Here is a 25738-nt window from a genome sequence, read left to right as displayed (position 1 = left end):
ATAAAACTTGCAAGCCCCTCTCCCTTGAGGGGAGAGGGGCCTTCCACTAGGCTGCCGACCTCGTGTCTTCTTAGGCGAAGCTGCAACCCGACCGGCGGTAGACCGGCAATCGGCCGTCAGCCCTCGCCCTTCATCAGCGCGTCCACCATGTCCTTCAAGGGGCCGATCTGCACCGGCTTGTGCAGCAGGCGGCAGCCCAGCGCCGCGGCTTCGGCCTGGCGTTCGGGGGTGGTGTCGCCGGTCAGGATCAGGGCGGGCACGGGGGCGCCGACGTGGTTGCGCACCATCTCCACCGCCTGGGCGCCGGTGCCGCCGGCCGGCAGGAAGTGGTCGGCCAGGACGAGGCCGGGGCGGCCGCTGGCCTGCGGCAGCTGCTTCGCGAGTTCGTCCAGCGACAGCGCCGTCAGGACCTCGTAGCCCCAGCCTTCCAGAAGCAGGGCCAAGCCTTCCACAATGGACCGGTCGTCATCGACCACGACGATCAGGCGGCTTTGCTCGCCGGCGCCACTGCCGCCCCCAACGCCATCACCGACGCCGGTGATCGTGCAGACGCCGGGATTGGACGGAAACGTGCCGTCCGGTCCGAAGTGGGCTGAGCCCTGGTTTTTTGCTACTCGCATCATGAGAATTTCCACCAGCGCTGCGCAACCCAAACTTTGTTAGACATCGGGCGAAAATTCGCCCGAAACCGAAATGCACGCACACATCACGTTCAAAACAGAGGCGCGTTCATTTCAGGATAGAAATAGTTTTCTTTTACGAAATTTCGTTCCTGAGGCCAGGAAGTTTTCTTACGTACATGAAAGTTTGTGTCTGTGCATTGTTTATTCGCTTTATCTGATCGAACTGGGGCGCTCAACTCTGCAAAAACGCATATGCTGGACGGCGCAATGACGGAAGCTGGGCAGGATCATCCTCAACCATACGTCTCGCAACCGCAACGATCCATGCATCACAGGGTGTTACCGCCTCTTCCGACCGGAAACGCCCAAAAGGAAGGGGCTCCGGCCTCGCGGCGGGAGCCCCATTTTTGTCGCAGACGTGCTGCCGGCAGTGCGTTACGCGCGCAGCGAGCCGCCCGTAGCCTTGGCGACCGCGGCGACGATCTTCTGGCCGATGGCCTCGATCTCCTCCTCGGTCAGGGTGCGCTCGGACGGCTGGAGCGTGACGGAGACCGCCACCGACTTCTTGCCGTCCTCCACGCCCGGCCCCTGGTAGATGTCGAACACCGCCACGTCCTTGACCAGCGCCTTGTCGGCGCCCTTGGCGGCGCGGACGACCTTGTCGGCCTCCACGTCCTGGCCGACGACGAAGGCGAAGTCGCGCTCCAGCGGCTGGAAGGGGGAGAGCTGGACCAGCGGCTTGGCCGTGCCGCCCTTCTTCTTGGGCAGCGGGATGGTGTCCAGAAACACCTCGAACCCGACGACCGGACCCTTCACGCCCAGCGTGTCGAGCACCGTCGGGTGGATCTCGCCGAAGCGGGCCATCACCGTGGGGCCGAGGCGCAGCACGCCCGAGCGGCCCGGGTGATACCAGCCCGGCGCGTCGGTGGTGACCTGAAGGTTCGCGGTCGGCGCGCCGGCCGCCTCCAGCACCGCCAGCGCGTCGGCCTTGGCGTCATAGGCGTCCACGCCGCGCGCCTTCACCGCCCAGTGGCGGGGTACGGCGTTGCCGGCGCGGATGCCGGCGGCCACGATGTCCTGCCCGTCCGGGGTCGGCTTGCGGAAGGCCGGCCCGACCTCGAACAGGCCGACGTCGGCGCAGCCGCGGTCGGCGTTGCGACCGGCGGCCTGGATCAGGTTGCCCAGGATCGACGGGCGCATCACGTCCAGGTCGGCGCTGATCGGGTTGACCAGCTTCAGCCCGTCGTCCACGCCCCCGAACAGCTCGGCCACCGGGCCGGCCATGAAGGACCAGGTCACCGCCTCCGACAGGCCGCGCACGGCCAGCGTGCGCTTGGCCAGCCCGACGCGGCGCTGCTTCGTGGTCAGCGCCGGGCGGGTCAGCACGCTGTCGCGCGGCAGCGGCGCCGCCGGGATGGCGTCGAAGCCGTGGACGCGCAGCACCTCCTCCACCAGATCGGCCTCGCCGTGGATGTCGGCGCGCCAGGACGGCGGAACGACACGCAGGGTGCCGTCAGCCTCCTCGCCGACAATCTCGCAGCCGAGGTCGGTGAGGATGCGCACCTGTTCCGCGCGCGGCACGTCGACGCCGCCCAGGCTGGCGACGCGGCCCGGACGCAGGATCAGGGTGCGGCGCCAGTCCGGCTCCTGCCCGGCGACGACGATGTCCGACGCCTCACCGCCGCACAGCTCCAGGATCAGGCGGGTGGCGCGCTCCATGCCGGAGACGACCGCCGCGGGGTCCACGCCGCGCTCCAGCCGGTAGCGGGCGTCGGACTCGATGCCCAGCCGGCGGCCGGTCTGCGCCGTGCGCACGGTGTCGAAGATCGCCGCCTCAAGGAAGACGTTGGTGGTGCCTTCCGTGCAGCCGGAATCCTCGCCGCCGATGATGCCGGCCAGGGCTTCCGCCCGCTCATGATCCGCGATCACGGTCATGCTGGAATCGAGCGCGTATTCCTTGCCGTTCAGGGCGTTGAGGGTCTCCCCCTCCCGCGCCATGCGCACGACGATGCCGCCCTTCACCTTGTCGGCGTCGAAGGCGTGCAGCGGGCGCGACAGGTCGAAGGTGATGTAGTTGGTGATGTCCACCAGGGCCGAGATCGGGCGCAGGCCGATGGCGGTCAGGCGGTCCTGCAACCATTTCGGGGACGGACCGTTCTTTACGCCCCGGAAATAACGGCCGACATACATCGGGCAGGCGTCCGGCGCCTCGATCGTCACGCCGAAGGGGCTGGCGAAACCGCCCGTCACCGGCGTGGCGTCCAGGCGCCCCGCGGTCTGCGGCTTCAGCGTGCCCAGCCCCGCGGCGGCAAGGTCGCGGGCGATGCCGCGCACGCCGGCGCAGTCGGCGCGGTCGGGCGTCAGGCTGATGTCGATGACCGGGTCGTTCAGCTCCGCATATTCGGCGAAGCTGGCGCCGACCGGGGCGTCGTCCGGCAGCTCGATGATGCCCTCATGCTCGTCCGACAGCTTCAGCTCGCGCTTGGAGCACATCATGCCGTTGGACTCGACGCCGCGGATCACGCCCTTCTTCAGCGTGATGTCGGAACCGGGGATGTAGGCCCCCTCCGGCGCGAAGACGCCCTTCAGGCCGGCGCGCGCGTTCGGCGCGCCGCAGACGACCTGCAGCTTTTCCGTGCCGGTGTCCACCACCAGCACGCGCAGCTTGTCGGCGTCCGGATGTTTCTCGGCCGAAACGACATGCGCGACGCGGAAGGGCGCCAGCTCCTTGGAGCGGTCATGCACCCCCTCGACCTCAAGGCCGAGGGCGGTCAGCTTCTCCACGATCTGGTCGAGCGTGGCGTCGGTATCCAGATGGTCCTTCAGCCAGGACAGCGTGAACTTCATGGGTCCGGCTCCTTATCGCGTCAGGCCCTGGGCCATGCTGGGAACGTCGAGCGGCACGAAGCCGTAATGCTTCAGCCAGCGCAGGTCGGCTTCGAAGAAGGTGCGCAGGTCGGGGATGCCGTACTTCAGCATCGCCACGCGCTCGATCCCCATGCCGAAGGCGAAGCCCTGGTACTTGGTGCTGTCGATGCCGCAGGCTTCCAGCACGTTCGGGTGCACCATGCCGCAGCCCAGGATCTCCAGCCAGTCGCCGTAGTTGCCCAGCTTCAGCTCGCCGCCCTTGCGGGAGCAGCCGATGTCCACCTCCGCCGACGGCTCGGTGAAGGGGAAGAAGCTGGGGCGGAAACGCAGCGGCAGGTCGTCCACGTCGAAGAAGGCGCGGCAGAACTCGATCAGGCAGCCCTTCAGGTGCCCCATGTTCGTCGCCTCGTCGATGACCAGCCCCTCGATCTGGTGGAACATCGGGGTGTGGGTCATGTCGTAGTCGGAACGATAGGTGCGCCCCGGCGCGATCACGCGGATCGGCGGCTTCTTGTTCAGCATGGTGCGCACCTGCACCGGGCTGGTGTGCGTGCGCAGCAGCATCTTCTTGTCGCCCCCATTTTCCGAAACGGCGTCGGGCAGATAGAAGGTGTCGTGCATGTCGCGGGCGGGGTGGCCCGGCGGGAAGTTCAGGGCGGTGAAGTTGTGGAAGTCGTCCTCGACGTCCGGCCCTTCGGCAACGCTGAAGCCCATTTCCGCGAAGATGGCGACCATCTCGTCGATGGTCTGGCTGATCGGGTGGATGCGCCCTTCGGTTTCCGGCCGGACCGGCAGGGTCACGTCGATGCGCTCTGCTTCAAGGCGGGCTTTCAGATGCGCGGTGGCGAGGTCGGCCTTGCGCGCGTCGATGGCGGCGGCGATCTCGTCCTTCAGCGCGTTCAGTTGCTGGCCGCGCTCGCGGCGTTCGTCGGGCGACAGGCCGCCCAGCTCCTTCATGAAGCCGGTGATGCGCCCCTTCTTGCCCAGCGCCGTCACCCGCACCTCTTCAAGGGCGGCGAGGTCGCCGGCGGCGTTGACCTGCGACAGGAGTTCGTCTTTCAGCGCATCGAGCATGTCATTTCCCGCGAGCCATGAGAAACATCGGGCATAAAGAAAAAGGGAGCCGGCCCAGAGGCGCGGCTCCCTTCTTTCGTGTCTGGCGCCTGTTCGAGGCTCCGCTGTGACGCGGAGGCCTTAAGCGGCGGCCTTGGAGGCGAGAGCGGCCTGGGCCTGATCGACGATGACCTTGAAGGCCTCCGGCTCGCGGGCGGCGAGGTCGGAGAGGACCTTGCGGTCGATCTCGATGCCGGCCAGCTTGATGCCGTTGATGAAGCGCGAGTAGGTCAGGCCGTACTGGCGGACGCCGGCGTTGATGCGCTGGATCCACAGGCCGCGGAAGTCGCGCTTCTTGTTGCGACGGTCGCGGTAGGCGTATTGAAGGGCCTTTTCGACCTTCTCGATCGCAATCCGGAAGTTCTTGGAATTGCGGCCGCGATAGCCCTTGGCGAGCTTCAGAATCTTGCGGTGACGGGCGTGCGTGGTGACGCCGCGCTTAACACGAGCCATGGTTCAAATCCCCTTCGATATCAGGCGTTGCGCAGCCAGTTCTTCAGCACGATCCGCTGGTCCGGCTCGGACAGCGTCATCATGCCGCGCGCGTTGCGCTTCATCGTCGGGCTCTTCTGCTCCAGGCAGTGGCGCTTGAAGGCAGCACCGGCGCGAACCTTGCCGGTGGCGGTCACCTTGAAGCGCTTCTTGGCGCCGCTCTTCGTCTTCAGCTTGGGCATTTTCGATCCTTGCGTTGGATGTTCCGAACTCGGCGGTTGGGCATGCCCTGGGCCTTAGGCCCGGCCTCGCCGCCCGTTGGAGTGCCGGGTTATACGCGCCGCACCGCCGCAACGCAAGGGGGCGCGGTGGCGCAACCTCGGATTCCGAACCCGGAACGGCAGACGGCCCGCCTCCGAGGGGACGGGCCGCCGCATTCACGACCGCGACGTTCAGGCCGCGCCGTGCACCGGCCCGAACAGGGACAGATGTCCAGTGTGCTCCCACTCCGCCTTCCATGCGTGGACGGCCAGCGCGAGCGAGGACACGGCCCAGAAGACCAGATACTCGACGCCACCCAGGTTCCACAGCCAGCCCACGCCCTTGGTGTTGAAGACGGCGTAGGCCGCAACACCCATCACCCCGGCGGACAGCAGGCCGACCCACTTGGTGTAGAGGTCGAAAGTCAGGCCGACCGCGCAGGCGATCTCCATGACCAGCGCCAGGACGACGAACGCCATGGGCGGCGAGAAACCGGCCTTGGCGAAGAAGGTTGCGGCACCTTCCATGCCGTTCAGTTTGAACAGAACGTGCGGAATGTAAAAGACGCCGCACATGACCCGCAGGACAACCACGGGGTTCGTGACGTCGAAACTGGCTGAATTTTTGGTCATGGCTCACCTCAGGAGCGTGGCGGATATTTGAGGGAGCTTCCCGAGAAAGCCCTTCCACCCGCACTTCATGACCAAAAGTATTTGCCCGTCCCATCACCGCGGCATTGAGCCAGATCAACCCATTGTTGCCGGATTCTTGACAATCTGTTGTGCGCCTCAATGAACGCCGCGGCACTTCTACCGCAACAGCTCCTTGAACCGCTCCGTCGCCTGGACGAGGGCGGCGCGGATGCCGGGCTCCATGGCGGAATGGCCGGCGTCGGGCACCACGCGGTATTCGGCTTCGGGCCAGGCGCGGTGCAACTCGTCGGCGGTGGCGATGGGGCACACGATGTCGTAGCGGCCCTGGATGATCGCGCCCGGCAGGTTGCGGATGCGGTGCAGGTCGCGCAGCAGCTTGTCCTCGGGCGTGAAGCGGTTGGCGCGGAAGTAATGCGCCTCGATGCGAGCGAGGCCCAGCGCGTGGGTGTCCTCCGCGCTCGTCGCGATCAGCTCCGGCGAGGGCAGCAGGGAGGAGCAGGAGCCCTCATACATGCTCCAGGTGCGGGCGGCCGCCATGCGGGTCGGGGCGTCCGGCGCGTCAAGCCGCTTCCAGTAGGCCTCCAGCAGGTCGCCGCGCTCGGCCTCCGGGATGTGGTTGACGAAGGCGGTCCAGGCCTCCGGAAAAATGATTCGCATGGAATAGAGGAACCAGTCGATCTCCGCCTTCCGCATCAGGAAGATGCCGCGCAGGATCAGGCCCAGGCAGCGTTCCGGATGGGTCTGGGCGTAGGCAAGCGCCAGCGTCGATCCCCAGCTGCCGCCGAACAGCAGCCAGCGCTCGATCCCCAGCTGCCGGCGCAGCCGCTCGGCGTCCTCCACCAGCAGGTCCGTGCTGTTGCGGCGCACCTCGCCCAGCGGGGTCGAGCGCCCGGCCCCGCGCTGGTCCATAACGACGATTCGGTAGAAGGTCGGGTCGAAGAAGCGCCGGTGTGCGGGCGAGGCCCCGGCCCCCGGCCCGCCGTGCAGGAACAGCACCGGCACGCCGCGCGGGTTGCCCGACTGTTCCCAATACAGCGTGTGGATCTCGTCGACGGGAAGGATGCCGGACTGGAAGGGGTCGATGGGCGGGAAAAGCTCGCTGCGGGGCATGGAATGGTCCTGTGGTGCGGGCCGGTTCAGTGTAGGGGCCATCCCCCCTTTTCGCCACAGCGATGCGCGGGGTATGACGATTGAGGCCCCCTCATCCGCCGCCCTCATCCGCCGTCGTCATTCAACCTCCTCCTCGCCGGTATCGTCCCCGCGCGGCAGAGGCCGCGACGCCCGAGGCACGGGAGCCGGCGGGCGGCCGTCCTCCACCCGCTCGATCTGCTCCGGGTGGGTGGCCTCGATCATCGGGCCGCTGCGCAGCCCGACCCAGCCGCGCACGCGGACAATCCGGCCTTCAAAGGACAGCGGGTCGATGCCGGCCTTGACGAAGTCGCGCAGGGCCGCGCGCCCGATGTGGACGGTCACGTCCGTGCGCCAGTCCTCGCCGAAGTCCAGATAGGCCTCGCTCCCCTTGGTGACGCGCAGCACGCGGCCCTCCACGATCTGGAAGCTGTCGCGGTCGCGTCGCAGCGCCTCGGGGTCGGCGGCCGGTCGCACGCCGTAGACGCGCGAGCGCCAGAGGCCGCGCGCCGCTGTGCGGGCCGAGGCTTCCGCCGCCTGCATCTCGCGGGCGAAGGCGCGGGAATGGGGCTGCGTGTGCACGCGGGCGAGACCGCGCGCCAGCAACTCCCCCTGGAGCCACAGCCCGTCGTCGCGCTGCACCTGCGCCACGAGGCGCCCGTGGCGGTCGGTCCTTCCCTCCCCGCGCAGGGTCAGCTCCCGCCCGAGGGCAAGGTCCGTCAGCGCGGCGGTCGCCGCCTCGGCCAGCGGCCAGTTCCGCCTTGGTTCGGCGTTGGGAAGCGGTTTGGGCGCTTCGACGCCGGCCAGACGCAGCCGGCGGCCGTCCTCCAGCGCCAGCGTATCCCCGTCGATCACCGCGGCGACGCGCAGCCGCTCCGCCGGGGTGGCGGCCGTCAAAAGCAGCAGGGCGGCAAGAAGGTGGAGGACGCGGCGCAGCATGGAACAACCGGAAAGCGGCCGAGTTTGATGTCGGCAAGGTCCTTTCCGGTATGACGCGCCATGCCCACCGAACGCAACACGGCCTCCAGCGCTTCGCTGCGCCGAATTGCCGCCGCCCTGACGGCGGTCCTCCTGCTCGTCACGTCGGCGGCCCCAAGCCGCGCCCAGCTTCTGGGCGGCGGCAGCGAGGAGGCCTTGGGCGCGCAGGAGCACCCGAAGATCCTGGCGCAGTTCGGCGGCGCCTACCAGGACCCGCGTCTTCAGGCCTACATCGACCGCCTCGGCAACCGGATGGCCGCCCAGACCGACCGGCAAGGCCCGTGGACCTTTACGGTGCTGGACAGCGACGTGGTGAACGCCTTCGCCCTGCCCGGCGGCTATGTCTACGTCACGCGCGGCCTGCTGGCGCTCGCCAAGGACGAGGCGGAGGTCGCCGGCGTGCTGGGGCACGAGATCGGCCACGTCATCGCCCACCACACCCGCGAGCGGCAGACCGGCCAGACCATCGCCGGGCTGCTGGCGGCCGGCATCGGCATCTTCCTGGGCAGCCCGGAGCTGGCGCAGATCGCCAACCTCGGCGGCGGCGCACTGCTCGCCAAATACTCGCGCGGGCAGGAGTCGGAGGCCGACCGCATCGGTATCGAGCTTCTGGAGCGCGCCGGCTACGACCCCTTCGCCGTGGCGACCTTCCTGGAAACCATGCGCCGCGACAGCCAGTATGAGGGGCTGCGCTCCGGCAAGGGCTCGGGGGAGAGCGGCTTCGACTTCTTCGCCAGCCACCCGCAGACCGAGTCCCGCGTCCAGGATGCGGCTGTCCTCGCCCGCAAGCTTCCCCAGGGCGGCGCCCGGCCGGTGGAGCCCTACATGGCGGCCATCGACGGCGTCATCTTCGGCGACAGCCCGGAGAACGGCTTCGTGCGCGGCCGGACCTTCGCCCACCCCGGCCTGGGCATCGCCTTCGAGGTCCCGCCGGGCTTCGCCCTGCTGAACGGGGCGGAGCAGGTGATCGCCAAGGGGCAGAACGGCGGCGCTATTCTTTTCGATGCCGGAACGTCCCAGGGCGTGACCGACCCGGCGCGCTACCTCGTGGGAGTCTGGGCGCAGGGCGCGCAGCTTCAAGGCGTCCAGTCCTTCGCCGTGAACGGCCTGCCCGCCGCCACCGCCGTGACCCGCGGGGAGACGGACAACGGCGCCGTGGACGTGCGTCTGGTGGCCGTGCAGGCGGGCGGGAACGGGATGTTCCGCTTCACCTTCCTGGCCCCCAGCGGCACGCTCGGCCGGCTTGACCCCGCCTTCCAGCAGACCGCCAACAGCTTCCGCCGCCTCAGCCGGCAGGAGGCGGCGTCGCTGCGCCCCCTGCGCGTCCGGGTGGTGACCGCGCGCCCCGGCGACAGCGCGGAAGGCCTGATCCGGCAGATGCCGCAAATGCCCTACGCCGAGGAACTGTTCCGCATCATCAACGACCTGCCGCCGGGAACGCCCTTGCAACCGGGCCAAAAGGTGAAGATCATCACCGGCTGACAACCTGTTAACGCTTTCATTAACCAAAGTGATCGTTCAGGGACGCGGCGACTTGGCCGATTGCCCACGCCCGCGTGCGTCTGTACCCTCCGCGCCATGCCCGATCACCCCACCCTGCAGCACACCGCCAAGGCCGGTCACAAGCCCGGTTCCAAAAAGGCTTCCCGGAAACGAACCGGGCTGGGCGGGGCCACGCGCATGCGGCTGCCCATCGCGGCGGTGCTGGTGGCCGGCTTCGGTTCGCTGATGCTGCTGGCGGTGGCGAGCGTGCTGGTGCTGGGGCTGGTCAGCGCCAGCCGGAACACCTTCACCCTGCTGAACGACCGCGCCGACCTCGCGCTGGCCGGCGTGGAGGTGCGCATCCGCAACCAGCTGAACCCCGCGCGCGACATGGCTCGTTTCGTAGCCGGACTGATGGAGCGCGGGGAGCTGGACCCGGCCGACGCGCGCGGCCTGCAGGACACGCTGCGCGGCGCGCTGGCCGGCGCGCCCGACGTCACGGGCATCGCCTTCTTCCACCCCGACCGCACGGGCCTGCACGTCGAACGCGCCGGTAACGAACTGCACATCGTGCCCCAGGATCTGCGCAACGAGCCGGTGGTGGCACCCGAGCTGCTGAACGGCGCCGACCGCACCACGGCCGTCTGGGCCGACCCGCTGTGGGCCAAGGACGCGGGGACCAGCTTCGTCACGCTGTTCCAGCCGGTGCGCCGCAACGGGCGCTATCTGGGTCAGGTGATCGTGGGCGTGTCGCTGGGCGACCTGTCGCGCTTTCTGTCGACGCTGTATGTGGAGCAGGGGCTGAACGCCTTCGTGCTGTTCGACAAGCAGCATGTGCTGGCCCACCCGTCGCTGGCCGGCATGAAGTTCGACTTCTCCAACAAGACCGACGGGCCGCCGCTGCCGCGCGTCGATCAGGTGGCCGATCCGGGACTGGCCGCGCTGTGGAGCTCCGGCCAGCCGGTGCAGGCGCTGAAGAAGCGCGTGGAAGGCCGGATGGTCACCGCGCTGGACGAGGATTACCTGTTCCTGATGCGCAGCATGGCCGGCTACGGCCGGCAGGACTGGATCATCGGCATCAGCTTCCGCGCCAACGAGGCGGGGACGGAGGTCCGGCGGCTCTACATGACGGGCCTCGCCGGGCTGGGCATCCTGCTGGTGTCCGTGGCGGTGGCGCTGGTCGTCGGCCGGCGCATCAGCGCCCAGGTCGCGCGTCTGGCCGAGGCCGCCGACCGCGTGCGAAACTTCGAGTTCCGGGACATCCCCGAACTGCCGGATTCCCGCCTGCGCGAGCTGGCCCGCGCGGCCACCGCCTTCAACGCGATGGTCGCCGGCCTGCGCTGGTTCGAGACCTACGTGCCCAAAGCTCTGGTGCTGCGCCTGATGCACCGGCGCGGCGCGGAGGCGAGCTTCAGTTCGGAGGAGCGGGAGGTGACGGTGATGTTCACCGACATCCGCGGCTTCTCCCGCATGGCCGAGCATATGGGGGCCGCCGACACCGCCGCCCTGCTGAACGAGCATTTCACCCAGCTCGCCGCCTGCATCGAGGCGGAGGGCGGAACGGTGGACAAGTTCATCGGCGACGCCATTATGGCCTTCTGGGGCGCGCCGGAGGAGCAGCCGGACCACGCCGCCCGCGCGCTGCGCGCCGCCCACGCCATCACCCGCACCGTCCACGCCGACAACCGCCGCCGCGAGGCGCAGGGCCTGCCACCGATCCGGGTGCGCATCGGCCTGCATTCCGGGCCGGTCGTGGTGGGCAACATCGGCTCCGAGAACCGCATCAACTACACCATCGTCGGCGACACCGTGAACATCGCCGCCCGCATCGAGGAGCTGGCCTCCAGCCTCCAGGGTGACGCCGAGGTCGTCGTGCTGTCGAGTGCCGCCACCGCCTTCCAGGGCGACGGCGCCGCCCCCCTGGACTGCGTCGGCGGCCAACCGTTGCGCGGCCGAACCGGCACCACGGAAGTCTGGCGCGTGGCCCTGGACGAGGATGCGCCGGAACGGAAAGAAAACCCCTCTCCCGCCTCGGGAGAGGGAGGGACCCGCCGCGAAGCGGTGGGAGGGTGAGGGTACCGCCGAGGATCAGCGCTTTGATTCTCGCACGACTCTCACCCTTCCCACTTCGTGGGCCCCTTCCCTCTCCCCGGAGGGGAGAGGGACATATGTTGATCACGCATCCGCCAGCAGGTCCTCATACCCCTCAACGCGCTTCAGCATGGATTGCCGCAGCTTCAGCAGCGCGCGGTGTTCCAGCTGCCGGACGCGCTCCTTGCTGACGCCCAGTTCGCGGCCCAGCTCCTCCAGGGTGGCGCCTTCCTCGCGCAGGCGGCGCTCCTGGATGATCGTGCGTTCGCGCGGGGACAGTTCGCCCAGCGCCTCGGCGAGCCATTGCGAGCGGGTGCGGCTGTCGCGCATGCCGATCACCACCTCCTCCGGCGATGGGCGCTGATCGGCGAGGAAGTCCTGCCAGTCCTCGTCGGAGCCGTCGGCGACCGGGGAGTTCAGCGACTGGTCGGAGGCAGACAGGCGCATCTCCATCGACTCGACCTCGGTCACGTCGACCTGAAGCTCGCCGGCGATCCACTCCCGGCCTTCCTTGGTCAGGCCGCCGCCGCTGCCCCCGCCGTTGCCCTGGCTGATGCTTTCGATCTTGGCGCGCAGGCGCCGCAGGTTGAAGAACAGTGACTTCTGCGCGGCGGTCGTGCCGGTGCGCACGATCGACCAGTTGCGCAGAATGTAGTCCTGCATGGCGGAGCGGATCCACCAGGCGGCGTAGGTGGAGAATCGCACCTCGCGGTCCGGTTCGAAGCGGCTGGCCGCCTGCATCAGCCCGACGTTGCCTTCCTGCACCAGGTCGCCCATGGGCAGCCCGTAATTCCGGAAACGCGCGGCCGTCGCCACCACCAGCCGCGTGTAGGCCCTGACCAACTCGTGCAGCGCCCGCTCGTTCCCCTCTTCGCGCCATTTCCGCGCGAGGTCGAATTCGTGGTCACGAGTCAGCAGAGGCTCACGCATGGAGGCCTTGATGAAACTCAGGTTCGCGCGCTGAGTCTCGGGATCGTCGATATACGCCATCCGTCCCTTCCTTCCCGTCTGGGCGGCCTTGTCCATTTTTTGCGGACTCCTAAGGGGCTAGCCCTTGGGTCCTCTGGTTCGTCGGTTCGTCACGGGATGCCGACGGATGGGACAACAGCCGTTACCCTCGCCCTGTTGCACGTGATACGCACAGCAAGGCGCTTCGGATCATTCACGCCGGAAGGGATTCCGTGGCGGGTGTCCGTGCGATGGGTAAGCCAGGTAGAGAAGGGGAGATGGTATCAAACCTGGAACAGGTCCAGGATCTCACCCGAAGGAGCCAGACAGCCGCAGACGAGGTGGCCTCCATGACCGCAGCCGCCGTCCAGCGTGGCGGTGAATTCGGTCACGGACACCCCGCGCCGCGCCGGGTCGTACCCCCGCACGACGCGCGAAAAACCGTTGTAGGGCGCGGACATCTGCGCAAATCCGGCGGATCCCCACCAGAAGGCATCGCCCTGGTGGGTCAGCGGCTTGCGCAGGTCGAGGCCGGCGCTGACCATAAGGACTCCGCCCTCGCCCCGCTCCGCGTCCACGCAGTAGGCGGCGCGGCGCAGCGCGTTGAACACATTTTCGTGACCGGGCTGCGCCTGCATGGCCTGGCGCAGGCTCTGGGTCCAGCGGCCGAGCATCATGGTGCCGCCGCGCGCCGCCGCCATGCCCTGGTCGATGTTGCCGCCGTAGGCCGCCAGCGTCGCCCCCGCACCATGGCGGGTCATCCAGTCCAGCACCTGCTGCGGGTCCGGCGCGAACTGGAGCTGCAGCAGCTTCTGCCACATCTCCTCCTGCGCGCCGCGCAGATAGACGATGTCGTTGACGTCCATGCCGCGCCAGCTGAGCAGCCAGATGCGGAAGGCCAGCAGCGCGTCGATCGTCTCCAGGATCCGCTCGCCCCAGCCGATCATGTTGCCGAGATAGACGAGCCGGTCGCCGGGCCGGAACCGCGAGGCCACCGCCTCGTGCATCGCGTACAGGTGGTCCAGCTGCGCGTGTACGGCGCCGATGGCCCAGATGCGCCGCGGACGGCGGAGGTCAAGGAATCTCTGCGGTTCAGACATGCCGGCGCACGCTCACTCCGTCCCCAAAAACAAGGCCGGGCTCGTTGACGATGGCCCGGTGAAAGCTGGAGCGGGAGTGTAGGCGGGCCGCACCGCCGAAGAAAGGCGAAAACATAAGACAAAGGCGCGGCCAAAAGGCCGCGCCTCAAAATCGATCCCGCACCGCTGCGGATGCGGGCGCCGGGCAACCAGAGGGTGGCCCGACAGCCCCCCACCAATCAGGCGGCCTTCTTCAGCACCAGTTCCAGACGCTCCGTGGCCTTCAGCTCGTCGATCTTCTCGACGGCGGCCAGCTCGCGGGCCAGACGCTCCAGCGCGGCCTGATAGATCTGGCGCTCGCTGTAGGACTGGTCGGACTGGTCGGCGCCGCGGTACAGGTCGCGCACGACCTCCGCGATGGAGACCGGGTCGCCGGAGTTGATCTTGGCTTCGTATTCCTGGGCGCGGCGGCTCCACATCGTGCGGCGAACGCGCGAGCGGCCCTGCAACGTCTCAAGCGCGACCTTGATGCGGTCCTTCGTGCTCAGGCGGCGCAGGCCGGCGGCCTTGGCCTTGCCGACCGGAACCTTCAGCGTCATGCGCTCTTTTTCGAAAGTGATCGCGTAGAGCTGAACGTCCATACCAGCAATGCTGTGGGTCTCGATGCCTTCGACCCGACCGACGCCATGAGCCGGGTAGACGACGAAGTCACCGGCCTCGAAGTCAAGCTTGTTCGACATTTGGGTTGGCTCTCACTTCTCGCGATCGCGCCATTTTTCCGCCCCGTTGGAAGGGGCGAAAAAGGCCCGGAGACAACCGCAGCACCGTGGGGATGGGGTCCGCCACGCCGCGCAATGTTGTTCTGAGCCCTTTTTCGATGGGAAGACCGGCAATGACGCTGAGGCCGGCTCCGGGCGCCGATTATAGCGATGTTACGGCCGAGTTACAAAGGTTACGCGCGGGCAGCCGCAGGGATTCTTTTGCTGCCCGCCGATATCCGACCTGTCTTTTTTGCATGGCAGCAAAATCGCCGCCAGTCCCGATTCAACCGCGACTCAGCGTTACGCGCCGGCCTTCGGGGAAAAGAACTTCTCATACTTGCCGTCCACGCCCTTAAAGGAGTCGGCGTCCGGCAGGGCGTCCTTCTTGCGGGTCAGGTTCGGCCACTGCCCGGCATAATCGCGATTCAGTTCCATCCACTTCTCGGCGCGGCCGTCGGTGTCCGGCACGATGGCTTCGGCGGGGCATTCCGGCTCGCACACGCCGCAGTCGATGCATTCGTCGGGGTGGATCACCAGCATGTTCTCACCCTCGTAGAAGCAGTCCACGGGGCACACCTCGACGCAGTCGGTGTACTTGCACTTGATGCAGTCTTCCGTGACGACGTAGGGCATGATTCGTTCTCCAGTGTTCTCACCAGTTCCGGCGACGTTCCGGCGCCGGGGTTCCGAGTCGCTTCGACAGCGCCGCCTCGACCGCGGCGCTTGCCTAGCACGCAGCTAGGGCAGGATCAACCCCGCCGGTGTTGTGGGCGCTTGCGCCGCAGATCCAGCCCCAGATCCGAGTATGTTCATGGCTCTGCCCACAGAAAAATCCCCCGGCTCGCCCCGTCCATCGGTGACCGCTTCCAGGAAGGCGCGCAGGGCTTCCGTCTCCACCGCGTCGACCCGGCGGACGAAGCGCGTCGGCATACGCGCGATTTCCGCCGGCAGGGGGCGGGTGGCGAACATGCCGCGCCAGGGCTCCCGCTCCACGACCGCGCGCGGCAGCACGGTAACACCCATGCCGGCCCCGACGCAGCCCAGGATCGCCTCCAGCGAGCCGAACTCCAGCACCCGGCAGGGCACCCGCCCGGCCTCGCGCATCGCGGTTTCCGCCCGCGCCCGGTAGGCGCAGCCGCGCCGGAAGGCCAGCAGGGTCAGGCGCCCGGCCTCGCTGGTGATGCCGGCGGCGGGCTCCACCAGCACCAGCTCCTCCGCGAAGACCGGCTGGCTGACCAGCTCGGGATGCTCCACAGCACCAGCCACGAAGGCGCCGTCGATGCGGCCGGCCAGCACCTCGCCCAGCATGATCTCCGACGGGCCGGGGACGATGGTCAGTTCCACCTCCGGATGGTCGGCGTGGAAGCGGGCGAGGATCGGCGGCAACCGCACCGCCGCGGTCGTCTCCATGGTGCCGACCGCCAGCCGCCCGCCCTTCCCCGCCGCGTCGGCCACCGCGTCGCGGGCCTGGGCCACCAGCCGCAGCACGCGGTCGGCGTAGTCGGCCAGCACGCGGCCGGCCGGCGTCGGGGCCATGCCGCGGCTCATCCGGAGGAACAGGTCGACGCCCAGATCCTCCTCCATCCGCTTCAGCCGCGCCGTCACGTTGGACTGGACGCAGTTGAGCGTCTCGGCCGCCCGACTGACGCTGCCGGTCTCCGCCACCGCCTTCACCACCCGCAGGCCTGCGAGGTCCATCGCCGCGTCTCCCATCACTTTCAGTGAAGAATAACATCGAAACAATTCATTGGAAACGAGGGGTGTACCGCGCGAGGATGTTTCCGACGAAATGAAGGGGAGCGACATGGTCCAGGTGCTGATCGGCGGCGTGCTGGCGCTGGCCATTGCCATGGGGGTGGGGCGCTTCGCCTTCACGCCGATTCTGCCGGCGATGCAGGCGGCGACCGGGCTGGGCGCCGACGGGGCCGGGCTGCTCGCCTCGCTGAACTACCTGGGCTATTTCATCGGCGCGCTGGGGGCCGGGCTGGTCCCGCACGGCAGCCTGCGCACCACGGTCTTCCGCACCGCGCTGATCGCCAGCGTCACCTCCACCGCCGGCATGGGCTTCACCGAGAACATGGCGCTGTGGGGGATCCTGCGCTTCGTCTCCGGCCTTGCCAGCGCCGGCACCTTCATCCTGGGCATCGCCATGGTGCTGGACGCCCTGGCCCGTGCGGGGCGGGAGTCGTGGAACGGCTGGCTCTACACCGGCGTCGGGCTCGGCATCGCGTCGAGCGGGCTGTTCGTGGCCCTGCTGGGCGACCGGCTGGGCTGGCGCGGCGACTGGCTGTGGCTGGGGCTGATCAGCACGGGCATCGGCGCGCTGTCCTGGCTGTGGCTGTCCGACCCGCCCCCGGCCCACCCCGCCGCCGCGGCCAAGGCCCAGGGCACGGGAGCCGTCCTGTCGGCGCCGCTGATCCTGCTGACTCTGGCCTATTTCCTGGAGGGCGGCGGCTACATCATCACCGGCACCTTCCTGGTCGCCATCCTGAAGACCATGCCGGAGACGGCGAAGCTGGGCGAGGCCGCCTGGATGGTCACCGGGCTGGCCGCCATGCCCTCCGGCCTGATCTGGGCGGCGGCTGGGCGGCGGCTGGGGCTCTGGCGGGCGCTGATCCTGGCCTATCTGGTGCAGGCGGTCGGCATCCTGCTGCCGATAACCGGCGCGCCGGTGGCCTCGGTGGTGTCGGCGGCGCTCTATGGCGGCACCTTCATCGGGATCGTGACGCTGGCCTTCACGCTGGGCCGGCAGTTGTCGGGCGGGGCGTCGGCCCGCGTCATCGGCGCACTGACCGCCGCCTACGGCCTCGGCCAGATCATCGGGCCGCTGCCGGCCGGCGTGATCGTGACCCGGACCGGCAGCTTCGACGCCGCCCTGGCCGGCGCCGCCGCCGCGGTGCTGGCGGGGGTGGTCCTGCTGATCGCCGGCGCCTGGATGGCCCAGCGCCGGACCGCCGGAGAGCTCGCCGTCCGCTCCTGACCCTGTTCGACCCGCCCGAGGTGCGGTCTTCCGCCGCAGTCCGGCGCGCCGAAGATTTGCTATTGTTTCCCCGCAACGCTTAAGTTTGCAAACATATTTCAATTTGGGGGAAACGATGAAGCGCAAGCTGGTTCCTGACGTGGTGAAGTCGCAGGAACTCATTCTGGTGCCGGAGGACACGTCGGTCCTGACCGTCTCCAAGCTGATGGCGGAGAAGAACATCGGCGCCGTGCTGGTGGTCAACCACGGCGCCCTCGTCGGCATCATCACGGAGCGCGACCTGAACAACAAGGTGCTCTCCACCCAGATCGACCCCTTCGAAACCGAAGTTTCGGCGATCATGACCCGCGATCCGGACACCCTGCCGCCGGACGCCGACGCCAGCGAGGCGCTCGCCCTGATGCATTCGAAGCACTACCGCCACCTGCCGATCACCCAAGGCAAGCGCGCGGTGGGCATCGTCTCCATCCGCGACCTGTTCAAGCTCGCCTACGAGCAGCTGAACGCCGAAGCGTAAGGTCATCCCATCCGGGCCGCCTCCCGCCGGCGTTTGCGGCGGGCGGCGGCCATCAGGTTCAGCGCCTCCACCAGCGCCGAGAAGGCGATGGCGAAGTACAGGTAGCCCTTGGGGATGTGGAAGCCCAGCCCGTCGGCCACCAGCGCGATGCCGACCAGCAGCAGGAAGGACAGCGCCAGCATCTTCACGGTAACGTGACGGTTGACGAAGTCGCCGACCGGGCCGGAGGCGAATAGCATCACCGCCATGGCGATGACGACCGCCGCGATCATCACCGGCAGATGGTTGGACATGCCGACGGCGGTGATCACGCTGTCGAGCGAGAAGACGATGTCCAGGAACATGATCTGCACGACCACCCCGCCGAAGCCGGCGACCTTGGGGGCCGCTCCGCCCTCGTCCTCGTGACCTTCCACCGTGTGGTGGATCTCCATCGTGCCCTTGGCGAGCAGGAACAGGCCGCCGCCGATCAGGATCAGGTCGCGCCCCGACAGCTCCATGCCCAGCACGGTCAGCAGCGGCTGAGTCAGCGTCGCCACCCAGGCGATGGAGGCCAGCAGCATCAGCCGCGTGATCAGCGCCAGCGCCAGCCCGACCTGCCGGGCCTTCTTCTGCTGGTGCACCGGCAGCTTCGCCGCCATGATCGAGATGAAGATGATGTTGTCGATGCCCAGCACGATCTCCAACGCCGTCAGCGTCAGAAGGCTGGCCCAGACTTGCGGGTCGGCGAGGATGTCGAGCATGGGAAACTGCGGCTCCGGATGCGGCCAAGGCGATGGTCCCCGCCCAGATGTGGTCGCCGCTCCGGAAACGCAATGGTTGAGCCCACGCTTTCCTGAGGCGAAGCGCGGCTATTCTTCGTTGTGCAGGCGGTCGAGCGCCCGTCGCTCGCGCTTGGTCGGGCGTCCGGCGCCGGGGTCGCGGGGAGCGGCGTCCCGGTAGGGGTCCTGAATGGCCTCCTCCCGCACGGGCGGGGCGAGGTCTTCGTAGAGCGTCCGCGCCTCCTCCGCCGGGCCGCGCCGGCTGCCCAGCGCCGCCACCTTGATGACGCGGATGTGCCGCCCCTGCGGGAAGGTCAGCACGTCGCCGGGCTTCACCGCGTAATGCGCCTTGGTGACCACCGTCCCCGACACCCGCACGCCCCCGCCGTTGCACAGCTTCGCGGCAAGGCTGCGCGTCTTGAAGAAGCGCGCGTACCACAGCCACTTGTCGATGCGCAGTCGCCCCGCGCCGGGGTCGGGGAGGCCGTCGTCGAAATCATCGGTGTCGTGTGTCATCGCGTGCCCCCTCCCTCCCACGCTGGCGCGTGGGTCCCTCCCTCCCCCGCTTCGCGGGAGAGGGCGAAGTCCCCTCCACCGCGAGAGCGGGGGAGGGTTAGGGTGGGGGCAATGGTGCCCATTGATACGACGTCGTTCATCCAATCCCCGAAAGCTGGCGCAGCTTGGCGAAGGGGTGGTCGGTGTTGACCGGGGTCTCGCGGCGGGGCTTGGCGCGGTGGTTGCGCCGGCGCCGCCAGGTGACCGCCCCATCCTCCGCCACGGAGCGCGTGTAGCCAAGCCCCTTCAGCACGCCGCCCAGTTCGTCCGGCGACACGCCGATCATCTGGCCGAGCGCCGGCTCGGCGGCGGCGGTGCCCTCCTTGGCGTTCTTCAGCATCTCCGTCTCCAGCCGGTCGAGCATGTCCACCCGCACCGCGCGCGGCCCCGCCGCCGGATAGCCGATGGCCTCCCAGAAGGCCGGCGGCGCGCCGGCGGCCTCCACGGAGACGCGGCCCGGCGGCGGGATCGGCACCGGCAGGGGCAGCTTGTGCTTCACCGCCCACAGCAGCCCGCGCAGTTCCACCGCCCCCGGCTTGGCGAGCGCCGTCAGGTAGAGGTGCGACACGCCGAGCCGCACCCCGTGCCGGGCCAGCGCCTTGCGGTCGTTCTTCTCCAGCCCCTCCACCAGCGAGGCCACGGGCGCGCGCGGCAGCGCCCCCATATTCTCCACCAGCTGGAAGGCCAGCCCGCGCGCCGTGCCGGTCAGGTCCCCCTTGGTCATGTTGGCCGCATCGCGCAGAGCCAGCAGCGGCCTCAACTTCGCGGCGACGCGGTCCTTCAGCCAGCGCTCCAGCCGGGCGCGCACGCGGTCGATCTGCCCCTGGTCCAGCAGCCCCTCGTCGAAGGGCAGCACCGCCGGGGACAGCACCGACGGGCCGGGGCCGAGCTTCGCCACCGGCAGCCCGTCCGCCATCAGCACCCCGTCCATGCCGAGCGCGAAGACGTCGTCCGGCTCCTGCTCGAACGCGCGCAAGCGCGACGCCACCTCCTCACGCAGCGCGCGCCGGGCGGCGCTCAGCAGCGACTTGGCCTCCTCCGACCGTTCCGGGGCGTCGGGCACGAAGCGGAAGCCTTCCAGACGGCCGACCGGGTGGCCTTCCACCACCACCTCGCCGTCCGCGCGGACGCCGCCCATCAGCTCCCGCCCGTCCTTCAGCGTGCGGACGAGCGTGGCGGTGCGGCGGTCGATGAAGCGTTGCGTCAAGCGTTCGTGCAGGGCGTCGGACAGTTTGTCCTCGATGGCGCGGGCGCGCTCCTGCCAGTGCACGGGGTCCTTCAGCCAAGCCGGCCGGTTGGAGATGTAGGTCCAGGTGCGGATGTGCGCGATGCGCGCCACCAGCGCGTCGATGTCGCCTTCCGTGCGGTCCAGCCGCGCGATCTGCTTGCCCACCCAGTCCTTGTCCAGCCGCCCGAGGCCGGTGCGCAGGTAGCGGAAGATCTGCGCCAGCAGCCGCGTGTGGGCGTCGGACAGCACCTTGCGGAAGTCGGGGATCTGGCAGACCTCCCACAGCAGGCGCACGTTGTCGCGGCCCTTGGCGAGGTCCATGATCTCCGCGTCGCGCACCAGCGCCTGCAGCGCCAGATGGTCGTCGGCGTCGCGGGCGCGGATCAGCTCCGGGATCGGCGGCCGTTCCTCCAGCGACTTCAGCAGGTAGCCCGGCGTGTCGAAGCGCAGCTTGCTGTTGCGCCACATCAGCGTCTTGATCGTCTCGAACTCGTGGTTCTCGACGCGGTTGACCACATCGGCCTCCAGCTCCCCCACCTCGTCGGTGGTGCCGAAGGTGCCGTCGCGCATGTGGCGGCCGGCGCGGCCGGCGATCTGCGCCACCTCCGGCGCGCGCAGCCGGCGCGGGGCGAAGCCGTCGAACTTCACGATGCGGGCGAAGGCCACATGGTCCACGTCCATGTTCAGGCCCATGCCGATGGCGTCGGTCGCCACCAGATAGTCCACCTCCCCCGCCTGATAGAGCCCCACCTGCGCGTTGCGCGTGCGCGGGGACAGGGCGCCCAGCACCACCGCCGTGCCGCCGCGCTGGCGCCGGATCATCTCGGCCAGCGCGTAGACGTCGGTGGCCGAGAAGGCCACCACGCAGCTGCGCGGCGGCAGGCGCGTCAGCTTCTTGTAGCCGGCGTAGGTCAGCTGCGAGAAGCGCGGACGGCTGATGAACTCGGCGCGCGGCACCAGACGGCGGATCAGCGGCTGCACCGTGTCGGACCCCAGGAACATCGTCTCCACCAGCCCGCGCGCGTTCAGCAGCCGGTCGGTGAAGATGTGCCCGCGCTCCGGATCGGCGCAGAGCTGCACCTCATCCACGGCAAGGAAGTCCACGGCGCGGTCCAGCGGCATGGATTCGACCGTACACACCCAGTAGGACGGGTTGGGCGGCAGGATCTTCTCCTCGCCGGTGACCAGCGCCACGGCGTTCCGGCCCTTGATGGACACGATGCGATCGTAGTTCTCGCGGGCGAGAAGACGCAGCGGAAAGCCGATCATCCCCGTCCGGTGGCCGAGCATGCGCTCGATGGCGAGATAGGTTTTCCCGGTGTTGGTCGGCCCCAGCACGGCGACCACCCGGCCCCCGGCACCCAGACCGCCCCCGGAAGGATCGAGGACAGGTGTCATACCGGTAAGTCTTGGGCCTGAGGACCGGCAATGCAAGCGTGAGGGCGGCCGTCCGCCACCTTTCCCCCAGCCATTCCCTACGAGCCATTCCCCACCGGTCCTTCCCCATAGGACCACGGGCCGATGGACCGGCGGCGGTTATCGTGTCTACCCTGGCGGGAATCAGCCGCCCTTTCAGAGGTTCCCACATGCGCCGCCTGCCCGCCCGTTCGCTCGCCGTCGCCCTCGTCCTGGTCGCCACGGCGGCCAGCAGCCCCGCCCGCGCCGACGCCCCGCCGGTGACGGAGGACGGCGCGAAGGTGCTGGCCGTGGCCATCAAGGACGGGCTGGCCCGCTGGTTCCCCAAGGCCAAGGACGGCGGTGCGGAGTTCCGCTGGAAGGGCAACCCGACGGCGACCCCGGCCGGCGACCATTACGACGTCGCCCTGCCCGCCCTGTCGGCGCTGTCCGACGACGGCACCTCCACCGAGGTCGGCGTGATCCGCCTGACCGTGAAGCCGCAGGACGGCGGCACCCACGCCGTCACCGCCACCCTGCCCGACAGCATCGCCGTCCTGAACAACGGCAAGCCGGCCGCCACCATCCGCATCGGCCGCCAGCGCTTGGCCGGCGTGTGGTCCGGCGCCTTCGAGACCCTGCTGTCGGCCGATTCCGAACTCGGCGACATCGCCGTCGCCAGCGACAAGAAGGCGGCCGGGAAGGGCAATGGAAAGGGCGACGCCAAGGGCGGCAAGGACGACGGCACCCTGACCATCGGCGCGATCACCCTGGCCGGCGACCTGAAGCCCGACGGCGCCACGACCTGGAGCGGCCCCGGCGCCCTGTCCGTCAGCAACGTCCGCTTCCTGGACGGGCAGAACAAGGAGGTGATGGCGCTGGCCGGCCTGACCATGGAGGGCTCCTACACCCGCATCGACCTGCCCCGCGCGACCGCGCTGCAACGCCTGACCCAGGCCCACGCCGTCGCCGGGACCGAGCCCAAGGCGGCGGAGCTGGTCCCGCTGATGCAGGGCGTCATGGGCGGGATGAGCTTCCGCGTCCGCCTGTCCGGCCTGTCGGCGGTGAACCCGGAGGACGGCACGCGCTTCTCGCTCAGCCAGCTTTCCGCCCGCGGCGGGGCGGAGGACATGGACCGTCCGATGGGCGGCGCCACGCTGGGCTTCGAGGCGTCGGGGGTGGAGCTGACCCCGCCGGTGGCCCCGAAGGCCTTCATGCCGGAGCGCATGGAGCTTCAGCTCAGCCTCACCAAGATGCCGAGCGGCGCCTTCTGGAAGGCCATAGCCGACCTCGCCGCGCTGGCGGAGCAGAAGACGGCCACCGCCGCCGACAGCGACGAGGAGGAGGATGACGAGGATGCGCCCGACACCGCCGCCAACACGGAGGCCGAGGCCATCGGCAACCGCCTCGTCGCCGCCCTGACCGAGGCCGGTTCGGAACTGCGCATCGACAAGCTGGCCGTGGACACGCCGGCCACCTCCGGCAGCGTGACGGGGGCCGCGCGCATGGCCGCCAACACCGCCTTCGGCGCGGTCGGCGGAGCGACTGTCCTGCTGCGCGGTCTGGACGGCGCCGCCAAGGCCCTTCAGCCCGCCGCCGGCAAGAAGGCCGACAAGGAGACTCAGGACGCGCTGGGCATGATCGCCATGCTCCAGGCCATGGGCCAGCTCAGCAAGGACGAGTCGGGCGCCGACCTGCGCACCTACAAGATCGATCTGACCGACGCCGGTCAGGTGCTGCTGAACGGCGCCGACATGAACGCCATGATGGGCGGCGCCGGCGGCGGCGCGCCGGAACCGCAGCCGACCGCGAAGAAGACGATGAAGAAGCCCTGACCCTTACCGGCGGCTGCAAAAGCCGCGGGTCGTTCTTGCTCATGACACTTGCATGGGACGGCGCACTTCCACATATCTGCGCCGTCCTTCGCAACCCCACCCAACAAGAACGATCAAGGATGCATCCATGACCGAGGAACGGCTCAGTTTCCAGGCCGAGGTCAGCCGCCTGCTCGACATCGTCGCGCACTCGCTCTACAGCGAGAAGGAAGTCTTCCTGCGCGAGCTGGTCTCGAACGCCTCCGACGCGTGCGACCGCCTTCGCTACGCCGCCCTGACCCAGCCCGAACTGTCCGCCGACGACCCGAACCTGAAGGTCCGTCTGCTGGTGGACAAGGAGGCGCGGACCCTGACCGTGGCCGACAACGGCATCGGCATGAACCGCGAGGATCTGGTCGAAAACCTCGGCACCATCGCCCGCTCGGGCACCGCCGCCTTCATGCGCAGCCTGAAGGAGAGCGAAAAGAGCGGCGACGGGAAGAAGGACGTGAACCTGATCGGCCAGTTCGGCGTGGGTTTCTACTCCGCCTTCATGGTCGCCGATCAGGTCGAGGTGCTGACCCGCAAGGCCGGCGAGGCCCAGGGCTGGCGCTGGCTGTCCGACGGCAAGGGCGAGTTCACCATCGCCGAGGCGGCCCCAGAGGCTGACAACCTGCCGCGCGGCACGCAGATCAAGCTGCACCTGCGCGACGGCGACGACGAGTATCTGGACGAGCATCGCCTGTCGTCCATCATCCGCAAATATTCCGACCACATCGCCATCCCGATCCTGTTTGGGGAGGGTGACGACGAAAAGTCGCTGAACAGCGCGTCGGCCCTGTGGATGCGGTCGAAGAACGAGATCACCGCCGACCAGTACAAGGAATTCTACCACCACGTCGGGCACGCCTTCGACGAGCCGTGGCTGACCCTGCACTGGCGGGCCGAGGGGGCCATCGAATACACGAACCTGCTGTTCGTGCCGTCCTCCAAGCCCTTCGACCTGTTCGACCCCAAGCGCGCCCACCGGGTGAAGCTGTACGTCAAGCGCGTCTTCATCACCGATTCGGCGGAAGGGCTGCTGCCGCCTTACCTGCGCTTCCTGCGCGGCGTGGTGGACAGCGAGGACCTGCCGCTGAACATCAGCCGCGAGATGCTTCAGCACAACCCGATGCTGGCCAAGATCCGCGCCGGCATCACCCGCCGCGTCCTGTCGGAGCTGGGCAAGAAGGCCAAGGACACCGAGAAGGCGGAGGAATACGCGGCCTTCTGGGAGAATTTCGGCGCGGTCCTCAAGGAAGGCCTCTACGACGACTACGAGCACCGCGAGGATCTGCTGAAGCTGATGCGCTTCCGCAGCACGGCCAGCGACGGCCTCGTCTCGCTGGACGACTATCTCGGCCGGATGAAGGAGGGCCAGGAGGCCATCTTCACCATCTCCGGCGACGACATCGAGACGCTGAAGCGCAGCCCGCAGCTTGAGGGCTTCAAGGCCAAGGGCGTGGAGGTGCTGTTCCTGACCGACCCGGTGGACGAGTTCTGGGTGCCGTCCGTCGGCAGCTTCCAGGACAAGCCCTTCAAGTCGGTCACCCGCGGCGGCGCCGACCTCGGCAAAATCCAGGGCGGCGAGGAGAAGCCGGCCGAGGAGAAGGCGTCGGAAGGCGAGCTGTCCGACCTGCTGGCTCTGCTGAAGCTGACGCTGAAGGACGCGGTGAAGGACGTCCGCCCGTCGGAACGCCTGACCGACAGCGCCGTCTGCCTCGTCGCCGACGAGAACGACATGGACATGCACCTGGAACGCCTGCTGAAGCAGCACAAGCAGCTCGGCATGGACGCCCCGGCCGCCAAGCGCATCCTGGAGGTCAACCCCGCCCACCCGCTGATCAAGCGCCTCGCCGAGCACGCGAAGGCCAGCGGTGCCGCGACCACGCTGGACGACGCGGCGTGGCTGCTGCTCGACCAGGCCCGCATCGTGGAAGGCGAAGCCCTCCCCGACCCCGCCGCCTTCGCCCGCCGTCTGGCGAGCGCCATGGAAAAGGGTCTGGTGGCCTAAAAAGCGCCTCTGATCGAA

The 25738-nt window shown here is 68.8% G+C and carries 22 protein-coding genes; 6 read left to right on the top strand and 16 right to left on the bottom strand.

Annotation, left to right across the window (positions count from 1 at the left end):
• Window positions 1–116 precede the first annotated feature (116 nt).
• The 8 genes from ACSVC7_RS07695 to ACSVC7_RS07660 form a co-directional block, all read right to left on the bottom strand.
• On the bottom strand, window positions 117–623 hold the full coding sequence (locus tag ACSVC7_RS07695; RefSeq protein ID WP_448203641.1) for a response regulator: 507 nt from the start codon (window positions 621–623) through the stop codon (window positions 117–119).
• 435 nt (window positions 624–1058) lie between these two features.
• Window positions 1059–3470: a phenylalanine--tRNA ligase subunit beta gene (gene pheT, locus ACSVC7_RS07690; protein ID WP_448203642.1), complete on the bottom strand. Its 2412-nt coding sequence runs from the start codon at window positions 3468–3470 to the stop codon at window positions 1059–1061.
• A gap of 12 nt (window positions 3471–3482) precedes the next feature.
• Window positions 3483–4565, bottom strand: a complete 1083-nt coding sequence (gene pheS / locus ACSVC7_RS07685; RefSeq protein ID WP_448203643.1) for a phenylalanine--tRNA ligase subunit alpha — start codon at window positions 4563–4565, stop codon at window positions 3483–3485.
• Between the two features lie 120 nt (window positions 4566–4685).
• Complete coding sequence (gene rplT / locus ACSVC7_RS07680) at window positions 4686–5057, bottom strand: 50S ribosomal protein L20 (RefSeq protein WP_149468022.1); 372 nt, start codon at window positions 5055–5057, stop codon at window positions 4686–4688.
• Between the two features lie 20 nt (window positions 5058–5077).
• On the bottom strand, window positions 5078–5278 hold the full coding sequence (gene rpmI, locus ACSVC7_RS07675; protein WP_448203644.1) for a 50S ribosomal protein L35: 201 nt from the start codon (window positions 5276–5278) through the stop codon (window positions 5078–5080).
• A 210-nt stretch (window positions 5279–5488) separates the two neighbouring features.
• Window positions 5489–5929: a DoxX family protein gene (locus ACSVC7_RS07670; RefSeq protein ID WP_448203645.1), complete on the bottom strand. Its 441-nt coding sequence runs from the start codon at window positions 5927–5929 to the stop codon at window positions 5489–5491.
• 177 nt (window positions 5930–6106) lie between these two features.
• Window positions 6107–7060 carry a prolyl aminopeptidase gene (pip, locus tag ACSVC7_RS07665; RefSeq protein ID WP_448203646.1) on the bottom strand — a complete coding sequence of 318 codons (954 nt, stop codon included), beginning with the start codon at window positions 7058–7060 and terminating at the stop codon, window positions 6107–6109.
• Between the two features lie 117 nt (window positions 7061–7177).
• A complete protein-coding gene (locus ACSVC7_RS07660; protein ID WP_448203647.1) occupies window positions 7178–8017 on the bottom strand; it encodes a thermonuclease family protein in 840 nt (279 codons plus the stop codon).
• 60 nt (window positions 8018–8077) lie between these two features.
• Between ACSVC7_RS07660 and ACSVC7_RS07655 the strand changes: the two genes are divergently transcribed.
• Both ACSVC7_RS07655 and ACSVC7_RS07650 read left to right on the top strand, forming a co-directional pair.
• Window positions 8078–9538: a M48 family metalloprotease gene (locus ACSVC7_RS07655; protein WP_448203648.1), complete on the top strand. Its 1461-nt coding sequence runs from the start codon at window positions 8078–8080 to the stop codon at window positions 9536–9538.
• 198 nt (window positions 9539–9736) lie between these two features.
• The gene (locus tag ACSVC7_RS07650; RefSeq protein ID WP_448203649.1) at window positions 9737–11611 is read left to right on the top strand and encodes an adenylate/guanylate cyclase domain-containing protein; all 1875 of its coding nucleotides are present in this window, start codon (window positions 9737–9739) and stop codon (window positions 11609–11611) included.
• 102 nt (window positions 11612–11713) lie between these two features.
• Here the strand turns inward: ACSVC7_RS07650 and ACSVC7_RS07645 are convergent, their stop codons facing one another.
• The 5 genes from ACSVC7_RS07645 to ACSVC7_RS07625 all read right to left on the bottom strand — a co-directional run bounded on the left by ACSVC7_RS07645 (window position 11714) and on the right by ACSVC7_RS07625 (window position 16115).
• Window positions 11714–12619 (bottom strand): RNA polymerase factor sigma-32, encoded by a 906-nt coding sequence (locus ACSVC7_RS07645; RefSeq protein WP_448203650.1) that lies wholly within the window; start codon window positions 12617–12619, stop codon window positions 11714–11716.
• 242 nt (window positions 12620–12861) lie between these two features.
• Window positions 12862–13677: a hypothetical protein gene (locus tag ACSVC7_RS07640; protein ID WP_448203651.1), complete on the bottom strand. Its 816-nt coding sequence runs from the start codon at window positions 13675–13677 to the stop codon at window positions 12862–12864.
• A gap of 218 nt (window positions 13678–13895) precedes the next feature.
• Entirely contained in the window at window positions 13896–14396 is a 501-nt protein-coding gene (locus tag ACSVC7_RS07635) for a CarD family transcriptional regulator (RefSeq protein ID WP_448203652.1), read from the bottom strand.
• 321 nt (window positions 14397–14717) lie between these two features.
• On the bottom strand, window positions 14718–15050 hold the full coding sequence (gene fdxA, locus ACSVC7_RS07630; RefSeq protein ID WP_448203653.1) for a ferredoxin FdxA: 333 nt from the start codon (window positions 15048–15050) through the stop codon (window positions 14718–14720).
• Between the two features lie 105 nt (window positions 15051–15155).
• Complete coding sequence (locus ACSVC7_RS07625) at window positions 15156–16115, bottom strand: LysR family transcriptional regulator (RefSeq protein ID WP_448203654.1); 960 nt, start codon at window positions 16113–16115, stop codon at window positions 15156–15158.
• Window positions 16116–16206: 91 nt separating this feature from the next.
• Here ACSVC7_RS07625 and ACSVC7_RS07620 point away from each other — a divergent pair, with 91 nt between their 5' ends.
• Both ACSVC7_RS07620 and ACSVC7_RS07615 read left to right on the top strand, forming a co-directional pair.
• Window positions 16207–17397, top strand: a complete 1191-nt coding sequence (locus ACSVC7_RS07620) for a YbfB/YjiJ family MFS transporter (protein WP_448203655.1) — start codon at window positions 16207–16209, stop codon at window positions 17395–17397.
• Window positions 17398–17512: 115 nt separating this feature from the next.
• Window positions 17513–17914 carry a CBS domain-containing protein gene (locus tag ACSVC7_RS07615; RefSeq protein ID WP_448203656.1) on the top strand — a complete coding sequence of 134 codons (402 nt, stop codon included), beginning with the start codon at window positions 17513–17515 and terminating at the stop codon, window positions 17912–17914.
• Between the two features lie 2 nt (window positions 17915–17916).
• Here ACSVC7_RS07615 and ACSVC7_RS07610 read toward each other — a convergent pair whose 3' ends face one another.
• From ACSVC7_RS07610 to ACSVC7_RS07600, 3 genes are all read right to left on the bottom strand, one after another.
• Window positions 17917–18657, bottom strand: coding sequence for a TerC family protein (locus ACSVC7_RS07610; protein WP_448203657.1), 741 nt, complete (start codon window positions 18655–18657; stop codon window positions 17917–17919).
• A gap of 108 nt (window positions 18658–18765) precedes the next feature.
• Window positions 18766–19191 (bottom strand): Hsp15 family ribosome-associated heat shock protein, encoded by a 426-nt coding sequence (locus tag ACSVC7_RS07605; protein WP_448203658.1) that lies wholly within the window; start codon window positions 19189–19191, stop codon window positions 18766–18768.
• A 136-nt stretch (window positions 19192–19327) separates the two neighbouring features.
• Window positions 19328–21856 (bottom strand): helicase-related protein, encoded by a 2529-nt coding sequence (locus tag ACSVC7_RS07600; protein WP_448203659.1) that lies wholly within the window; start codon window positions 21854–21856, stop codon window positions 19328–19330.
• Window positions 21857–22044: 188 nt separating this feature from the next.
• Between ACSVC7_RS07600 and ACSVC7_RS07595 the strand changes: the two genes are divergently transcribed.
• Both ACSVC7_RS07595 and htpG read left to right on the top strand, forming a co-directional pair.
• A complete protein-coding gene (locus ACSVC7_RS07595; RefSeq protein ID WP_448203751.1) occupies window positions 22045–23688 on the top strand; it encodes a YdgA family protein in 1644 nt (547 codons plus the stop codon).
• 127 nt (window positions 23689–23815) lie between these two features.
• Window positions 23816–25720: a molecular chaperone HtpG gene (gene htpG / locus ACSVC7_RS07590; RefSeq protein ID WP_448203660.1), complete on the top strand. Its 1905-nt coding sequence runs from the start codon at window positions 23816–23818 to the stop codon at window positions 25718–25720.
• Window positions 25721–25738: the final 18 nt, after the last annotated feature.

The organism is Azospirillum mesophilum (assembly GCF_053470405.2).
Note: the sequence above shows the minus strand (reverse complement) of the source record. Positions and strands in the feature narration are given on the sequence as shown.

What these genes read in the sequence shown, in the direction of transcription:
- ACSVC7_RS07695 (WP_448203641.1), bottom strand. Translation starts at nt 623, where the DNA reads ATGATGCGAGTAGCAAAAAACCAGGGCTCAGCCCACTTCGGACCGGAC.
- pheT (WP_448203642.1), bottom strand. Translation starts at nt 3,470, where the DNA reads ATGAAGTTCACGCTGTCCTGGCTGAAGGACCATCTGGATACCGACGCC.
- pheS (WP_448203643.1), bottom strand. Translation starts at nt 4,565, where the DNA reads ATGCTCGATGCGCTGAAAGACGAACTCCTGTCGCAGGTCAACGCCGCC.
- rplT (WP_149468022.1), bottom strand. Translation starts at nt 5,057, where the DNA reads ATGGCTCGTGTTAAGCGCGGCGTCACCACGCACGCCCGTCACCGCAAG.
- rpmI (WP_448203644.1), bottom strand. Translation starts at nt 5,278, where the DNA reads ATGCCCAAGCTGAAGACGAAGAGCGGCGCCAAGAAGCGCTTCAAGGTG.
- ACSVC7_RS07670 (WP_448203645.1), bottom strand. Translation starts at nt 5,929, where the DNA reads ATGACCAAAAATTCAGCCAGTTTCGACGTCACGAACCCCGTGGTTGTC.
- pip (WP_448203646.1), bottom strand. Translation starts at nt 7,060, where the DNA reads ATGCCCCGCAGCGAGCTTTTCCCGCCCATCGACCCCTTCCAGTCCGGC.
- ACSVC7_RS07660 (WP_448203647.1), bottom strand. Translation starts at nt 8,017, where the DNA reads ATGCTGCGCCGCGTCCTCCACCTTCTTGCCGCCCTGCTGCTTTTGACG.
- ACSVC7_RS07655 (WP_448203648.1), top strand. Translation starts at nt 8,078, where the DNA reads ATGCCCACCGAACGCAACACGGCCTCCAGCGCTTCGCTGCGCCGAATT.
- ACSVC7_RS07650 (WP_448203649.1), top strand. Translation starts at nt 9,737, where the DNA reads ATGCGGCTGCCCATCGCGGCGGTGCTGGTGGCCGGCTTCGGTTCGCTG.
- ACSVC7_RS07645 (WP_448203650.1), bottom strand. Translation starts at nt 12,619, where the DNA reads ATGGCGTATATCGACGATCCCGAGACTCAGCGCGCGAACCTGAGTTTC.
- ACSVC7_RS07640 (WP_448203651.1), bottom strand. Translation starts at nt 13,677, where the DNA reads ATGTCTGAACCGCAGAGATTCCTTGACCTCCGCCGTCCGCGGCGCATC.
- ACSVC7_RS07635 (WP_448203652.1), bottom strand. Translation starts at nt 14,396, where the DNA reads ATGTCGAACAAGCTTGACTTCGAGGCCGGTGACTTCGTCGTCTACCCG.
- fdxA (WP_448203653.1), bottom strand. Translation starts at nt 15,050, where the DNA reads ATGCCCTACGTCGTCACGGAAGACTGCATCAAGTGCAAGTACACCGAC.
- ACSVC7_RS07625 (WP_448203654.1), bottom strand. Translation starts at nt 16,115, where the DNA reads ATGGACCTCGCAGGCCTGCGGGTGGTGAAGGCGGTGGCGGAGACCGGC.
- ACSVC7_RS07620 (WP_448203655.1), top strand. Translation starts at nt 16,207, where the DNA reads ATGAAGGGGAGCGACATGGTCCAGGTGCTGATCGGCGGCGTGCTGGCG.
- ACSVC7_RS07615 (WP_448203656.1), top strand. Translation starts at nt 17,513, where the DNA reads ATGAAGCGCAAGCTGGTTCCTGACGTGGTGAAGTCGCAGGAACTCATT.
- ACSVC7_RS07610 (WP_448203657.1), bottom strand. Translation starts at nt 18,657, where the DNA reads ATGCTCGACATCCTCGCCGACCCGCAAGTCTGGGCCAGCCTTCTGACG.
- ACSVC7_RS07605 (WP_448203658.1), bottom strand. Translation starts at nt 19,191, where the DNA reads ATGACACACGACACCGATGATTTCGACGACGGCCTCCCCGACCCCGGC.
- ACSVC7_RS07600 (WP_448203659.1), bottom strand. Translation starts at nt 21,856, where the DNA reads ATGACACCTGTCCTCGATCCTTCCGGGGGCGGTCTGGGTGCCGGGGGC.
- ACSVC7_RS07595 (WP_448203751.1), top strand. Translation starts at nt 22,045, where the DNA reads ATGCGCCGCCTGCCCGCCCGTTCGCTCGCCGTCGCCCTCGTCCTGGTC.
- htpG (WP_448203660.1), top strand. Translation starts at nt 23,816, where the DNA reads ATGACCGAGGAACGGCTCAGTTTCCAGGCCGAGGTCAGCCGCCTGCTC.